Source organism: Bacillus cereus group sp. BfR-BA-01408 (genome assembly GCF_022663305.1).
Lineage (GTDB): Bacteria > Bacillota > Bacilli > Bacillales > Bacillaceae_G > Bacillus_A > Bacillus_A pacificus.
Genome location: NZ_JAKUFF010000089.1, coordinates 1 through 15,709 on the forward strand (window position 1 = coordinate 1; position 15,709 = coordinate 15,709).

The following is a 15,709-nucleotide window of genomic DNA, read 5'->3' on the forward strand; positions in this document are numbered from 1 at the left end:
AAATTAAAACAAAATAAAGTAGTACGCTTTGAACGACGAGGACTGGAAGTGTATTATCAAATTCATAATGATAAAGTAAGTGAAGTAGTAAAAACATTATTTTCTTAAAATTTGAATATTATGGAAAAAGACGTATGGGATCTACGTCTTTTTTTATTTGTTAGAAGGTGATATGAGAAAGAATGTTAATATGTAAGGAAAAAAGGCTAACCATTAAAATGTTGCTATATGGAATATATTCTAAAAGGAAAAGAAAAGATAGAAAGGAGTGTAATAAGTAAAAGGAGGGATAGTAGAATGGATGTAAAACGTGTGAAACAAATTTTATCTTCTTCAAGTAGAATCGACGTTACATATGAAGGTGTACCAGTATGGATTGAGAGCTGTGACGAGCAGAGTGGGGTTGCTCAAGTGTATGATGTATCTAATCCTGGAGAAAGCGTCCACGTGAACGTGACGGCGTTAGAGGAGAAGTAATAGAAAAGACGCTTCTGATTTTAGAAGCGTCTGTTTTTGTATTATTCCATCATACTCGCAACTTTTTTAGAGAAGAGAAGTAGTACAAGTCCTAAGACGATAACGATAATGCCAATACTTGCAAATACTTCAAGGTATCCTAATGATTGTGTAAAGGAAGCAAGTTTACCAGCTAACCAGTTAGCCATACCTGAACCAGCTAACCATACACCCATTAGTAATGATGCTAATTTAACAGGTGCAATTGCACTTACCATTGATAGACCGATTGGTGATAAGAATAGTTCTCCAATTGTATGGAACATATAAGTGATAACGATGAATAATAAGTTTGCTTTAACAGTTATATCAGCTTCACTACTTCCAGTTTTTAGAACCGCTAATGTTAAAACAAGGTAACCTATACCTAGTAAAATCATACCAAATGCCATTTTTGTTGGTATTTTTAAATCGCCACGCTTTGATTTAGAAAGTTTTAACCATAGCATAGATACGAATGGTGCAAGTAGTACGATGAACGCTGGATTAACGGATTGGAACCAAGATGTTGGAATTTCCCATCCAAAAATTGTACGATCAACAAATTTATCTGTATAAAGTGTTAAAGAACTACCAGCTTGTTCAAAGCCTGCCCAGAAGAATACTACGAAACAAGTTAAAATTACAATTGCCCAAGTGCGGTTTTTTTCTTGTTTTGTTAAAGGTTTCTTTTCGACTGCAGGTTGATTTTTTGTTTTTTTACCAACAACTGTTGTTCCTGCTGTACCAAGATAGCGAGGAGCTAATAAGTTGAAAACAATTTGTCCAATAATCATACCGATACAAGCTGCTAAGAATCCGTATTTATATCCCATAACCATAACGCCATCAACGCTTGTTTTAAAGAAATCTTCTGCTAAAAATCCACAAATAAGTGGAGCGAAGAAAGCACCTACGTTAATACCCATATAGAAGATAGTAAATGCACTGTCACGACGTGAATCATTTTCACTATATAATTCACCTAACAGTGTAGAAATATTTGGTTTGAAGAATCCATTACCAATGACTAATAGTATTAATCCTAGAAATAGTCCTGTTTTTGTATTCATTGAGAATAGTACAAAGTTGCCGATTGCCATAATAATTCCGCCGAGAGTAATGGCATGACGTCTTGTAATATAATGATCCGTTAGCCATCCACCTATAATTGGCATGAAATATACTGCCGCTGTAAAAGTACCATATAATTGCACTGCAAACGCCTTATCAAATCCTAATCCGCCACTAACCGCAGCAGTCGTTAAATAAAGAACTAAAAGGCCACGCATTCCATAATAACTAAATCTTTCCCACATTTCTGTTAAGAACAACAAGTACAATCCTGGTGGATGTTTTTTTGGTGATTGTTGCTCTCCAGCTTTGTCTAATTTTAAAGCTGCATCCATTTTTGTTTCCCCCTAATCCTGTATAACGGATATTTATGTAATCATTTTAATTTACAAAATATTTAGAAGTCAATAGAATTATATGGAAATAGAAAGAAAATTTCTAAAAAAGGTCTATTTTACTTCAACCGTTACTGTATTTTGCCCTGAAAACGAGATGATAAGCGTTTTCAAATGTAATAATTGAATTCTAAAAGAAAATAAAATAGTGATTAATCAGAAAATTTAGATTAAAATATTTATTCTGATATAAAGAAAATACATTCTATTTACTTTTATAATATAACATATTGGGAATAAAAATACAAAATGAAATAATGTGACATTTAAGTGAATTGAAAAATAACCAGCTCCATAGAAGCAGAGCTGGCTAAGGAAAGATTATTTAACAAAGCGTTTTTCGATATCATCTAATAGTAGGTTAGCAGCCATTACACCACCAGCTGTATTCCAAATCACATCATCAACTTTGTATGCTTTACCATTTTTTACTGCATTTAAGTTTTTAAATAGCGGATCATTGATATATTCTTTTTCTAATTCAGAGCCTTTGTTCTCGTTTCCTTTATCGAATGTGAAGTAGAATAATACATCGCCATCCATTGCAGAAATACGTTCTTTAGATACGTTACGCTCTGCGAAGTCATCTTTATTTTGATCACCAGGACGTTTAAATCCAAGTTCTTTTAAAATAACACCAGAGAATGTATCACCATGATAAATACGAACATCACCAGGCATGAAGCGAACCATAGAGATTTCTTGATTTACTTTATCACCTAGTTTGGCTTTTAAATCTTTCATACTTTTCTCGTAATCAGCTAAAACCTTTTGGCCTTCTTTTTCTTTATTTAATGCTTTCGCATAAAACTTGAAGTTATCTTTCCATTCACCACGTAATGTTTCAGAGAACACAGTAGGTGCAATTGCTTTTAGTTGCTCGTACACTTTTTCGTGACGCATTTTGTTACCGATAATTAAGTCTGGTTGTAAAGAAGCGATTGTTTCTACGTTCACTTGTCCTTCATCACCAACAACTTTTACATCTTTCATTTTATCTTTAATATGTGGATACCATGGATCACCAGTCCAAGATTTTACAGCCCCAACTGGTTTCACACCTAGCTCAAGTAAAGCTTCAGTTCCTTCGTTTGTTAAAATAACTACACGTTTTGGATTAGCAGGAACTTCTGTTTTCCCCATTGCATGTTCAACTGTAATCATTTCTTTTTTTGTATCTTCTTTTGTATCTTCTTTCGTATTTGATTTTCCACAAGCACTTAAAAGTAGTGAAAAGGCTAGTAAAAATACAAATACTGTAAACGATTTCTTTCGCATGAAATTCATTATGTACCCCCTACATAGTGAGAATTTTTTTCAATAGCAAGCATGATAATAATACTTCATGGCCTCGTTGTCAATGAAAATAATTCTCATTTCCGTTGACAATGAGAATTAAGTTGAAATACACTTACAACGTATCATTATACATTGAAGGGGAAACGCTGCATGTTATTAAAAACAAATCAAGCAAAATGGATTGGATTATTTGTTGGGATCATTGCAGTCATTACTTGTATTTGGGGAAGTATTATTTTTGGATATACAAATACGAGTTGGAAATTAGCGTTAGATGCTTTTTTCCATTTTAATGGTTCTAATGAACATATTATTATTCAAAATGTGCGTCTACCAAGGGCATTAATTGCAGCAAGTGTTGGTGCTAGTTTAGCCATTGCAGGTTGTCTTATGCAAACTTTAACGAAGAATCCACTTGCTTCTCCAGATTTTATTGGATTAAATTCAGGTGCTGCTTTCTTCATCGTTGTAGCAATTGTTATTTTTTCCGTGACGTCATTATCAGCCTTCACGTGGATTGCCTTTTTAGGGGCAGCAGTTGCAGCTGTACTTGTATTTGCTTCTAGTTCTTTAGGAAAAGAGGGGACAACACCTCTTAAGTTAACATTAGCAGGGGTCGCAATTAGTGCGTTATTTTCATCATTAACACAAGGATTACTTGTTTTAAATGAAAAGGCGCTTGAAGAAGTATTATTTTGGCTTGCCGGATCTGTGCAAGGAAGAAAGTTAGAAATTTTACAATCTGTATTCCCGTATTTATTAATAGGTTGGATTGCATCTATTATGATGGCAGGGAAAGTAAATACATTGATGATGGGGGAAGACGTTGCAAAGGGACTTGGGCAACGAACGATTTTAATGAAATCATTCGTGTTACTTATTATTGTCCTGTTGTCTGGTGGTTCAGTTGCCGTTGCTGGTCCAATTGGATTTATTGGAATCATTACCCCGCACTTTTCCAGATTTCTTGTTGGAGTAGATCATAGATGGAGAGTGCCGTATAGCGGCTTGTTAGGTGCAATACTATTAATCTTAGCTGATATCGCAGCAAGATATGTCATTATGCCACAAGAAGTACCAGTAGGAGTTATGACAGCATTTATTGGTGCGCCGTTCTTTATTTATATTGCACGTAAGAGAGGGCTTAGCAAATGAAGAAGTATATTCCGTTTCGTATAGGAAAAGGCGGGCTCTCGTTTTTAATGTATAAACGAGCTTGTCTCGTCTTATTCAGTTTACTAGTTGTTTTAATAGGATTATTTTTTGCGAGTGCAGGTATGGGAGACATGAAAATTGCTCCTTATGATGTATGGCAAGCGATCAATGGAAATGGCGATGCGATGTCAAATATGGTTGTAAATAAGTTTCGTATGCCGCGTATTTTAATTGCTATTCTTGTAGGGATCGCACTTGCGATCGCAGGATGTATTTTACAAGGCCTCGTCCGAAATCCACTTGCTTCTCCGGATATTATCGGGATTACAGGTGGTGCAAGTGTTGCAGTTGTATTGTTTTTAGCTATATTTAGTGATAAAAATAATGCGCTAACTGTAAGCATTCATTATATGCCGCTAGCAGCCTTTGTTGGGGCAACAATTGTAGCGCTTTTTGTATATTTATTTGCATGGAGAAATGACGGGTTATCGCCGATTAGTCTTGTTTTAATTGGTGTTGGGTTTTGGGCATTAACGAAAGCGGTAACGACTTTGTTTATGTTATTAGCGCCAATTTATCAAGCAAGTCAAGCGAATGTATGGATTACGGGTACTGTTTACGGTTCTTCATGGCAAAATGTCATGGTACTTGCGCCGTGGGTTCTCATTTTAACGGTAATATCATTTATAGCTGCTAGACATTTAAATGCGCAAGAGCTAGGGGATGATATTGCGGTAGGACTTGGTGTTCCTTTAACGAAGTCACGCGTATTCATGTTATTACTTAGTACAGCTTTAATTGGTGGAGCAGTTGCCTTTGCTGGAGGAATTGGATTTGTCGGTTTAATGGCACCTCATATTGCACGAAGACTAGTTGGTTCTTTATATGGTGCATTACTCCCAGTTGCGGCGATTGTTGGTGCAATTTTAGTACTTGCTGCAGATTTAATTGGGCGTACAGTTTTCACCCCACTTGAAATTCCAGCAGGGGTATTTACATCAGCAATTGGTGCACCTTATTTTATTTATTTACTTTATAAAAGTCGGAATTCATAAAGGGAGATGAATATGCAAAAAGCATTGGAGACGAAACGTTTGACGTTGTCTTATGGTGAAACAATTATTATTGATGAGTTGAATTTAGAAATTCCAAAAGGCGAAATTACAATCTTCATTGGTTCTAACGGTTGCGGGAAATCAACTTTATTACGTTCACTAGCTAGATTGTTAAAACCAACAACTGGTGACATTTTGTTAGATAATCAAGCGATTCAAAGTATGCAAACGAAGCAAATTGCCCGTCAAATGGCAATTTTACCGCAAGGACCGCAAGCGCCAGAAGGTCTTACAGTATTGCAACTTGTAAAACAAGGGCGTTATCCATATCAAACATGGCTGAAACAGTGGTCAGAAAAAGACGAAGAAATGGTACAGAAGGCACTTGCAGCAACAGGGATGACAGAATTTGCTGAGCGTGATGTGCATGCTCTTTCAGGTGGACAACGACAACGCGCTTGGATTGCAATGACGCTTGCACAAGATACAGATATTATTTTATTGGATGAGCCTACTACCTATTTAGATATGACTCACCAAATTGAAGTGCTAGATTTATTATTCGAATTAAATGAAAAAGAACAAAGAACAATTGTTATGGTACTACACGATTTAAATTTAGCCTGCCGTTATGCAGACAATATTGTAGCCATTCAAGATAAACAAATATATGCACAAGGTAAGCCAGAAGAAGTAGTAGATGAGAAGCTAGTACGTGATGTATTCCGAATGGAATGTCAAATCAGTACAGATCCATTATTTGGGACGCCACTTTGTATCCCACATGGAAAAGGAAGACGTGTACGTAAAGAGGTTGCTCAGGCAATGAGATAATGAAAAAGACGATGAGAGGGTCATCGTCTTTTTTATTTTCGGCAAGAGAATAAGAGGAAGAGGGGGATACGTAAACGACGTTCATATTCTTCCGCGTTTTGAAAATAAGTTTGATCTGGTGTAGCTTCTTTTAAATTTGTAATTGTAAATCCAGCTTGTTGTAATAGTGTAAAATATTCTTCCGTTGTACGATGATATTTAATAACTTCTTGATCAATCCAAGGTTCAACCCGTTTGCCTAGTTTAAAGTAATCATCGACGAGCCAACTCGTTCTTTTTCCGCTCGTTTGCAAGCTTTCAAATGAAGAGGTAATAATAGGGTGTTGAACGCTAAAAGTAAAGGTTCCATTTGTCTTTAAAGTTTCGTACACATTTTGAAAAATGATAGGAAGATGTTCGATATAATGTAAGGCGAGTCTAGATGTTACTAAATCAAAAGTAGAAGGAGGGTATGTGTAGTCTTTGAGGTTTAAAAAATGAACGGCGCCATTTTTGTTTTCTAGTTGTTTTTTAGCTTTTTCATACATAAGTTCGGAGCCTTCAATACCAGTGTAAGAGTGGCAGCCTTTTTCTAATAACTCTTCACCGAACTTAGCATCACCGCAGCCTAAATCAAGAATTCGCTTTCCTTTAACATCACTAATGAGTTGAAAGAAGGCTGGTTTTTCAAGTGCCTCATTTGGGCTATTTTCTCGATATCTTCGCTTCATATATTGTTCAAAAAATGCTTCGTTATTATATACATCTGATTCAGTAAATGCCATGATTGAAGCCTCCTTACATATTTTTTTTATTCTACCAAATATGAAAAGTAAATAATAGATTTCTTGTAATGAATCGTATATAATCTAGAATTGTAAGCGGTTACTTTAAACTATTTTTCTATAATAAATTCTGAAAACGTGTTAAGCTAGTAGAGGGATTATTAGAACTATTAAGACAATAATTCGCTTACATGAACGATGGGAGGCTTCACGATGTCTAGTAAAACACTTGCAAAATTTTTAGAAGAAAATTTAGAGGATTTAAAATCAAAGGGGCTTTATAACGTAATTGATCCGCTTGAAAGTTCAAATGGACCGATCATTACAATTGGTGGAAAAGAATATATTAACTTATCTTCAAACAACTATCTTGGATTAGCAACAGATAGCCGTTTGCAAGAAGCAGCAATTGGTGCAATTCATAAGTACGGGGTTGGAGCAGGAGCTGTTCGTACAATTAACGGTACTTTAGATTTGCATATTAAATTAGAAGAAACAATTGCAAAGTTTAAACATACAGAAGCAGCGATTGCTTATCAATCAGGATTTAACTGTAATATGGCAGCGATTTCAGCTGTTATGGATAAAAATGATGCGATTCTTTCAGACGAATTAAACCATGCTTCCATTATCGATGGTAGTCGTCTATCAAAAGCAAAAATTATCGTTTATAAACATTCTGATATGGAAGATTTACGCCAAAAAGCAATCGCGGCGAAAGAATCAGGTCTTTACAATAAATTAATGGTCATTACAGACGGTGTCTTCTCAATGGATGGAGATGTTGCAAAACTACCAGAAATTGTTGAGATTGCGGAAGAATTAGATTTAATGACATACGTAGATGATGCACACGGTTCAGGTGTACTTGGAAAAGGTGCAGGAACTGTAAAGCACTTCGGTCTATCTGATAAAGTTGATTTCCAAATTGGTACATTGTCAAAAGCAATTGGGGTAATTGGTGGATATGTAGCAGGAAAACAAAACTTAATTGACTGGTTAAAAGTTCGTTCACGTCCATTCTTATTCTCTACAGCATTAACACCAGCTGATGCAGCAGCTTGCATGAGATCCATTGAAATCTTAATGGAAAGCACAGAGTTGCATGATCGTTTATGGGAAAATGGTCGCTATTTAAAACAAGGGTTAAAAGAACTTGGCTTTAACATCGGGGAAAGTGAAACGCCAATTACACCTTGTATTATTGGTGACGAAGTATTAACACAAGAATTTAGTAAACGCCTAAATGAAGAAGGCGTATATGCAAAATCTATCGTGTTCCCAACTGTAGCTAAAGGAACCGGACGCGTTCGTAATATGCCAACAGCAGCTCATACGAAAGAAATGTTGGATGAGGCAATTCGTAAGTATGAAAAAGTAGGGAAAGAAATGGGCATCATTTAAGTAAAGACATCTTTTGAATAGCTTGCAAATGAGGAGTGGGGAAAATGAAAAAAATTCTAGTAACCGGTTCTTTAGGGCAAATTGGCTCTGAACTAGTAATGAAACTTCGTGATGTATACGGCGCATCAAATGTTATTGCAACAGATATTCGTGAAACAGATAGTGAAGTAGTAACATCTGGTCCATTTGAAACGTTAGATGTAACAGATGGACAAAAACTACATGATATCGCAAAGCGTAATGAAGTAGATACAATTATTCATTTAGCAGCTTTACTTTCAGCAACAGCAGAAAAAAATCCATTATTTGCATGGAATTTGAATATGGGCGGACTTGTAAATGCATTAGAAGCAGCTCGTGAATTAAACTGTAAATTCTTCACGCCAAGTTCTATCGGTGCATTTGGTCCATCAACGCCGAAAGATAATACGCCACAAGATACAATTCAGCGCCCTACTACGATGTATGGGGTAAACAAAGTAGCAGGAGAATTACTATGTGATTATTATCATCAAAAATTTGGCGTTGATACGCGCGGTGTACGTTTCCCAGGTTTAATTTCTTATGTAGCTCCTCCAGGAGGGGGAACAACTGATTATGCAGTTGAAATTTATTATGAGGCGATTAAAAAAGGCACATACACCTCATACATTGCAGAAGGAACATACATGGATATGATGTACATGCCAGATGCTTTACAAGCGATCATTTCATTAATGGAAGCTGATCCAAGTAAACTTGTGCATAGAAACGCGTTCAATATTACAGCAATGAGCTTTGAGCCGGAGCAAATCGCAGCATCAATTCGTAAACACATCCCGGCGTTTACGATGGATTACGCTGTAGATCCTGCTCGTCAAACAATCGCTGATAGCTGGCCAAACTCTATTGATGCAACAGCAGCAATGAAAGAGTGGGGCTTTAAAGCAGAATACGATTTAGACAAAATGACAACGGACATGCTTGCTAAGTTAAAAAAAAAGCTCACAGCTGAGTTAGTGATGAATTAATAGGAAGGGTCGATTCTTAGGAATCGACCTTTTTTGTTTGTATTTTAGGAATATACAAATAATTACAAGTGTGATAGAATGAGTTAATTTGTGTGTAAAGGGGAGACAGGGAATGGAGAAATGGGAGTTAGCAAAGGAAATTTACAATACGTCACGTTTAACGGGAACATTTAAACTTCGATCAGGACAAGTATCAAATCAATACTTTGATAAGTACTTATTTGAATCTAATCCAGTACTGCTAGTAGAAATTGCTAAACAATTGAAAGAGCTCATTCCTCCTGAGACAGAAGTGCTCGCAGGTTTAGAGATGGGAGGAATTCCAGTAGCAACAGCATTATCTTTACAAACAGGTATACCAGTTGTATTTGTAAGAAAAGAAGCGAAGAAGTACGGTACATGCAAGTTAGCAGAAGGCGTTGATATTGCTGGGAAAAATGTTTGTGTTGTTGAAGATGTTATTACGACAGGTGGTCAAATATTATTAAGCACGAAAGATTTAAGAGGATTAGGTGCGAAAGTCCACCATGTTCTAGGCGTGATTGAACGAACGAAAGAGGGAAAAGAAAACTTATTAGAAGATGGTTTACAGCTACATTCCTTATTTACAATGGATGAGTTAATTGAAGGAGAAAAGCAACATGCAAAGAGTTGATGTCGTATATGCACTAATACATGACGAAGAAACAGATAAAATATTAATGGTACATAATGTAGAACAAAATATTTGGTCATTGCCAGGCGGGGCTGTTGAAAAGGGTGAAACGTTAGAGGAAGCTCTAGTAAGGGAAGTAAGAGAAGAGACAGGTTTAACGGCTATGACAGGTGGACTTGTTGCGATCAATGAAAAATTCTTTGAAGAATCAGGGAATCATGCACTATTATTTACATTCCGAGCAAATGTAGTAACAGGTGAACTTATTGCAGAAGATGAAGAAGAAATTTCTGCAATAGAGTGGGTGGACAGAGCAATTGCAAATGAACGATTCCCATTCTACGATGGTGGATTTGAGGCATTATTAGAAGTAGCCATTCCATACAAGTTTCAGCCAGAAACAAAGTGATTGAAAGAAAAAAACAGGAGCGCAACGCTCCTGTTTTTTCTATTCAATCGTCTTCAGTAATAACTTTTTCAATAGTGGTTTAATCTTCAAACGTAAATCTTCAGCGTGATTTGCAACTAAGAAGTGATGGTTATAAATGTTCTTCATTAATTGATAAGTTGCTTCTTTTGCTTCGCCTTCTTCGATGAAGATCCCGATTACTTCCATACCACTTTTACGAGCAAGTTTGACAGCTTCATGCGTATCTAAAATACCGTCTTGTTGATAGTCTAGTGCAGAAGGCTCACCATCTGTGAAGACAAGTAAGAATTTATGCTTTTCTGGTCTTTTTGCAAGCTTTTCAGAAACGATACGAATAATATATCCATCGCGGTTATCTTCTTCTTCGCGAAGCTGCATAATTTCGGGACCAACGTTTGGTAACGTTGAGTTTTTATACGTTACAACTTCATGGATAACGTTCGGCTTATCTTCAGGTTTAGCACTAGAAGCATCTTCCCAAAATCCGCTAATAGCGTGCGGGATTTTTAAAGATTTCAACGCTTCATGGAATAGGACCACACTCTTTTTCGTTTCTTCCATTTTGTTATACATAGAACCAGAGCAGTCCACTAGTAGTTGGAATGCAACGTCGAGCTCTTGTGATTCTTGCCCTTTTTTATAAAACATGCGAGGCTGCTTTTCAGTATAAATACGAAGGAATTTCTTACGAAGTCTTCCGTAATATTTATCACTATTTGCATTCGTTTTATTTTCAATCGTTTTTTCGATAATTTTCTTTAATTCTTTTACATCTTTATTAACGACTGATTTAATAGCTTGGTAATCCTTTTTCTCGTCAGGATTTGGTTTGCGTGCTTCTTTAAATGTATGAGAAGCGCCAGTGTTATACTTACCGTATGCACCATCATTTTGACTAGAAGCGTGAGAGGCTCTTGCTTCCTCTGTATCAGCACCATCAAAGTTGGATTGTGTACTTTTTTGAGAAGTACCTTGTACAGAGCCAAGTGCTTGGTCACCATCTTCTGATTCGCGAGCAGTATCACCCATCATATTTGTTTTTGTTCCGCTTTCTAATTCAAAGCGTAAAAAGTTCTCGTTTTCGTTATTTTTATTTTCACGATGCCATGTGGAGAAACTTTCATCCATTTTGTTTTTATTTTCATCGTCATCTATGAGTTGTGTATCATCATTTGCTAATTTTTCGGGACGGCTGTCTTTTTCATCTGCAATAACAGATAAGTAGAGCGGAGCATGTCCGAAATAGTTGTTAAGCATATCACTTTCAAGAAGCTCCTCTAAACGATAGCGAATTTTCTCAACGATATACATAATATCTTCCGTATTACGAGCTTGGAATGTTTCATGCAGAATAGCTTCAATTTGCTCGAAATATTCATTATTAAACATTTCATATTTATCGCTCGTTAATGAAAGATAGCATAGACAAAATAGACGATCACCGTGATAGTTACGAACGCGATTGATTTCATTTTGTGAGCTAAAGTAATTGCGATACATTTCTTTTCTTCTTTTAAAAACATGCTTTGTGCCAGGGCGTAAGTTTTTTACGATTTCCTCAACACGTAAATCTTCTAATAGAACAAATAATTGTGTTAAAAACTTTTTTAAGGGTGATTCTTGTAATTCAATCGCATAAGAACGAATTAAAGTCATGTCCGAGTAATGTTTATTACCAAGTGCTTTTAAAAACACTTCGCTTTTTAATCCGATTACTGTATCCTCTTCTTTTCGATCATCCCAAAAGTGACTAATGACAACCTTTTTTTCAATTTCGTCGTAGTATGCTTTATAGCCATACTCAAGGTAGGCATCATCTTCTTTGAGAAGGGCATACATTAAGTTTTCCATTTGTAGAAACAGCGACGCATCAATTTTTTTGTCACTAAAAATTTGTCTCATGAATTATCCCTCAAAGAAATAACTTTCTGCTAATTCACGGACAGTCATTTGTTCTGTTTCATCGTTTAATTTTGCGATAATACTACGTTCAATTGCACGCATAACAGGAATATATACACCTAAATCACATGCATCAATAATGCCACGAATACTTGCTGCTTCTTCACTTACGCGGCCGTCACGAGCTAAAGGCATAAGATCGCTTGCAAATGCAACGAACTTTTCAATTGTTGTAACATCGTTTAATTTTGATTCTGCTAATAATAATTCTTTTAATGTATCACCTTGAATGTAAGGAACTTCAATAATAACGAAACGGTTTTTTAACGCTTCGTTTAGTTCACTTGTACCAACGTAACCTTCATTAATAGCAGCGATTACGCGATATTCGTCATCACCGTATACAACTTCTTGTGTAAACGGGTTTGTAATCATTTTACGGTAATCTAATGCACCGTGAAGAAGCGGTAACGTTTCAGGTTTTGCCATATTGATTTCATCAATATATAGGAAATGACCGTTCTTCATCGCTTTCATAAGAGGACCGTTAACGAAAGCAACTTCAGATGCGCCATCTTTCGTTTGTAGTGTGTTGTATCCTAAAATACCTTCTACATCTAGGTCGACAGAACAGTTAATGCTATGCATTGGTTTTTGGAATAAAGAAGAAAGCGTTTCAGCTAGTACTGTTTTACCACTACCAGTTGGTCCTTTTAATAGAATGTTTTTGCCAAGAAGAAGTGCTGTAATAGCATCTTCGATAATGCTATTATCAGATGCTTTATATATTTTTGTACCGATTAAATGTGCATTTTCACCAGCTTCTTGCTTATTCTTTTCGTGAATTGTAGAGAGCTGTTGTTTTAAATCAGCATGTATATGAAATTGTTCTAACATGTATTTCCCACCTAACATTATTTTCATAAAGTAATACATCTTATGATAACTTGTTTTAATATGGTATGCAAAGAAAAGGGGAGGGGACAAATATAAAAGAAAAAGCAATCAATTGTACATTGATTGCTTATAGTAAAGGAGAAATGAGCCTCATAAAAGACTCTAATATTCGTTTTTTGATACTTCTTTTTTGGAAAGCGTTCCATTTAATTTCAGTGGAATGCTTAAAGTCTTCTTCAAAATCACGTTTAATATCATGAACAGTTTTTGATTCATACAGTACGCTAATAATTTCGTAATTCAATTCAAAGCTTCGTACATCCATATTTGCTGTTCCGATTGTTGCAATTTTGTCATCAACAAGTACAAGTTTTGCATGCATAAAGCCATCTTTATAACTATAGATGGAGGCACCAGCTTTTAAAAGTGGAGTGAAGTAGGATTGGGATGCTTGATCACTAATAATACTATCACTTTTACCAGGATATAAAATGCGTACATCTATGCCAGATATTGCACTTAAACGTAATAATGTTAAAGTTTCTTGATCTGGAATAAAATATGGTGTAGCAATCCAAATAGATTTTTTTGCAGAGCCCATAATAGCTAATAACGTATTACGAATGCTCTTATCATCTGAGCTTGGCCCGCTTGCTACAATTTGCACAGCACCTTCTGCACTTGAAACTTCTTTACCTGGGAAGTATTGTCTATTCATAAATTGATCCCAGGAATAGGTTTTCAAACCACTAGATGCATAGAGCCAGTCCTCTAGAAAAATTGCTTGTAATTTATATAACGCTTTTCCTTCGATTTTTAAATGACTATCACGCCAAACGGGAAACTTTTTTGAACGGCCAAGATATTCATCACCGACATTAAGTCCTCCAGTAAAACCAATTTCTCCATCGACAATGACGATTTTACGGTGGTTACGATAATTAACTGTTTCAAGTAACCAAGCTGAAAAAATAGGGTCAAATTCAACAATTTCAATCCCAGCTTCTTTCATAGGTTTTAAAAAGCGTCTTCTTAACGTATTACTTCCTAATCCATCATAAAGGAAGCGTACAATAACACCAGCTTTTGCTTTGTTTATTAAAGCATCCCGGACTTTTGTACCAATCTCATCAGATTTATAAATATAGTATTGAATATGTATGTGATGTTTTGCTTGCTCGATAGCTTGCAAAATTTCTGAAAATGTTTGATCTCCGTTTGTTAAAAGTTTTGTAGTTGTTCTATCTGCGGCAGGCCCGCCTCCAAATTTTTGTACAACTTCTGTTAAATGGGTAGAGCGTTCACTTAATGGGACTTTGAGTGATAACTCTAGTCGTCTTCCTTCTAATATTTCACGGAATAATTTTCTTTGTTCTTCTGAACGATGGAGATGCTTTTTTCTTCTCCAACGGCTACGCCCGAAAATAGAGTATAAAAGTACACCTACAACGGGAAGAAGTGCTAATACTAAAAACCAAGCTAAGGTACTTTGAGGAGACCTATTTTCGATAAAAATAACGAATGAAATTCCTACAATTGTAATGGACCAGAGAACGCCGACAAATGTATATAACGAAATATACGATGTATTTAATAGGAAAAGAACGATAGATACAATTGTAAATATTAATAGTAATTGGACAATAGGTTTCTTCATTTCTATATAATTCCTCTAATCTTTCTTCAATATAGACTTCCTAAATAGCAGATGTAATGTGACATTTTTATTATAAAGTGTTTTCTGTTTTTTACAAAATGTAGGTATTTCCCCATACTTTCCGCATTTGTCCTACATACAGTGTATTGTTACGTTTTTAAAGAGAAAAGGAGGGTGAATAAAATGCATGGTCGTCCAATTGGAGGATTTGGTCACGGTGGTTTTCATGGTGGTTTTGGACATTCACCATTTTTTGGTGGGGGGTTCTTCCCAGGTTTTGTAGCAGGTGCATTACTCAGCCCTGGGTTTGGTTATGGCGGATATGGTTATCCGTATTACTCGGATTATCCTTATTATACAGGCTACCAACAAGATCCATATTATTCATACAATACCTATTAAGATGAGAACATGAAAAAGGAGAGGGAAAACATGAATTATATAGAAAATAACGGATTGTATTATCGTCATAATCATGGAGGTCACCATCATAATGGGGGACATCACCACCATGGAGGGCACAATCACCATGATTACCACCATCATCATCACGGAGGTGGATGGGGCTGGGGTGGAGGCTCATGGGGCGGTGGATTTTTCCCTGGAAGTTTTGCTGGAGGTGTGTTAGGTGGGCTTACAGCAGGTGCATTAACGGGTGCAGCAGGTGGAGGATACTATCCAGC

16 protein-coding genes and 1 pseudogene are annotated in these 15,709 nt (G+C 36.1%); 11 read left to right on the top strand and 6 right to left on the bottom strand.

Features of this window, described 5'->3' with window-relative positions:
* Positions 1-108 (top strand): annotated as a pseudogene (locus MR083_RS23545) (ArsR/SmtB family transcription factor); the annotation flags it as partial.
* A 189-nt stretch (positions 109-297) separates the two neighbouring features.
* Positions 298-477 (top strand): acid-soluble spore protein H, encoded by a 180-nt coding sequence (locus MR083_RS23550; protein WP_000382683.1) that lies wholly within the window; start codon positions 298-300, stop codon positions 475-477.
* A 41-nt stretch (positions 478-518) separates the two neighbouring features.
* On the opposite strand, the gene MR083_RS23555 is transcribed toward MR083_RS23550, so the two are convergent.
* Complete coding sequence (locus MR083_RS23555; RefSeq protein ID WP_000338322.1) at positions 519-1,904, bottom strand: peptide MFS transporter; 1,386 nt, start codon at positions 1,902-1,904, stop codon at positions 519-521.
* Positions 1,905-2,285: 381 nt separating this feature from the next.
* Positions 2,286-3,251: an ABC transporter substrate-binding protein gene (locus MR083_RS23560; RefSeq protein WP_001010255.1), complete on the bottom strand. Its 966-nt coding sequence runs from the start codon at positions 3,249-3,251 to the stop codon at positions 2,286-2,288.
* 162 nt (positions 3,252-3,413) lie between these two features.
* On the opposite strand from MR083_RS23560, the gene MR083_RS23565 reads away from it, so the two are divergent.
* Genes MR083_RS23565 through MR083_RS23575 form a run of 3 tightly spaced genes read left to right on the top strand, consistent with a single transcriptional unit; the run spans position 3,414 to position 6,307 of the window.
* On the top strand, positions 3,414-4,418 hold the full coding sequence (locus MR083_RS23565; protein WP_000925208.1) for a FecCD family ABC transporter permease: 1,005 nt from the start codon (positions 3,414-3,416) through the stop codon (positions 4,416-4,418).
* The gene (locus MR083_RS23570; RefSeq protein ID WP_000760061.1) at positions 4,415-5,473 is read left to right on the top strand and encodes a FecCD family ABC transporter permease; all 1,059 of its coding nucleotides are present in this window, start codon (positions 4,415-4,417) and stop codon (positions 5,471-5,473) included. The genes MR083_RS23565 and MR083_RS23570 overlap by 4 nt, the downstream gene beginning before the upstream one ends.
* 12 nt (positions 5,474-5,485) lie before the next feature.
* Complete coding sequence (locus MR083_RS23575) at positions 5,486-6,307, top strand: ABC transporter ATP-binding protein (protein WP_001167956.1); 822 nt, start codon at positions 5,486-5,488, stop codon at positions 6,305-6,307.
* 32 nt (positions 6,308-6,339) lie between these two features.
* On the opposite strand, the gene MR083_RS23580 is transcribed toward MR083_RS23575, so the two are convergent.
* Positions 6,340-7,071 (bottom strand): class I SAM-dependent DNA methyltransferase, encoded by a 732-nt coding sequence (locus tag MR083_RS23580; protein WP_000885935.1) that lies wholly within the window; start codon positions 7,069-7,071, stop codon positions 6,340-6,342.
* 213 nt (positions 7,072-7,284) lie between these two features.
* Between MR083_RS23580 and MR083_RS23585 the strand changes: the two genes are divergently transcribed.
* The 4 genes from MR083_RS23585 to MR083_RS23600 all read left to right on the top strand — a co-directional run bounded on the left by MR083_RS23585 (position 7,285) and on the right by MR083_RS23600 (position 10,549).
* The gene (locus MR083_RS23585; RefSeq protein WP_000095906.1) at positions 7,285-8,475 is read left to right on the top strand and encodes a glycine C-acetyltransferase; all 1,191 of its coding nucleotides are present in this window, start codon (positions 7,285-7,287) and stop codon (positions 8,473-8,475) included.
* Between the two features lie 44 nt (positions 8,476-8,519).
* The gene (locus MR083_RS23590) at positions 8,520-9,485 is read left to right on the top strand and encodes an L-threonine 3-dehydrogenase (protein WP_000723136.1); all 966 of its coding nucleotides are present in this window, start codon (positions 8,520-8,522) and stop codon (positions 9,483-9,485) included.
* A gap of 112 nt (positions 9,486-9,597) precedes the next feature.
* Positions 9,598-10,140, top strand: a complete 543-nt coding sequence (gene pyrE / locus MR083_RS23595) for an orotate phosphoribosyltransferase (RefSeq protein ID WP_000417034.1) — start codon at positions 9,598-9,600, stop codon at positions 10,138-10,140.
* Positions 10,127-10,549 (top strand): NUDIX hydrolase, encoded by a 423-nt coding sequence (locus MR083_RS23600; protein WP_001189933.1) that lies wholly within the window; start codon positions 10,127-10,129, stop codon positions 10,547-10,549. Before pyrE ends, MR083_RS23600 begins: the two co-directional genes overlap by 14 nt.
* A gap of 39 nt (positions 10,550-10,588) precedes the next feature.
* On the opposite strand, the gene MR083_RS23605 is transcribed toward MR083_RS23600, so the two are convergent.
* The 3 genes from MR083_RS23605 to MR083_RS23615 all read right to left on the bottom strand — a co-directional run bounded on the left by MR083_RS23605 (position 10,589) and on the right by MR083_RS23615 (position 15,026).
* Entirely contained in the window at positions 10,589-12,472 is a 1,884-nt protein-coding gene (locus MR083_RS23605; RefSeq protein ID WP_242269915.1) for a vWA domain-containing protein, read from the bottom strand.
* A gap of 3 nt (positions 12,473-12,475) precedes the next feature.
* Positions 12,476-13,369 carry an ATP-binding protein gene (locus MR083_RS23610; protein ID WP_000892969.1) on the bottom strand — a complete coding sequence of 298 codons (894 nt, stop codon included), beginning with the start codon at positions 13,367-13,369 and terminating at the stop codon, positions 12,476-12,478.
* Positions 13,370-13,496: 127 nt separating this feature from the next.
* Positions 13,497-15,026, bottom strand: a complete 1,530-nt coding sequence (locus MR083_RS23615) for a cardiolipin synthase (RefSeq protein ID WP_000743047.1) — start codon at positions 15,024-15,026, stop codon at positions 13,497-13,499.
* A gap of 183 nt (positions 15,027-15,209) precedes the next feature.
* Here MR083_RS23615 and MR083_RS23620 point away from each other — a divergent pair, with 183 nt between their 5' ends.
* Positions 15,210-15,428, top strand: a complete 219-nt coding sequence (locus tag MR083_RS23620; RefSeq protein WP_000546156.1) for a hypothetical protein — start codon at positions 15,210-15,212, stop codon at positions 15,426-15,428.
* A gap of 9 nt (positions 15,429-15,437) precedes the next feature.
* A partial coding sequence (locus MR083_RS23625) for a cobalt transporter (protein WP_242269916.1) occupies positions 15,438-15,709 on the top strand: 272 nt, incomplete at its 3' end.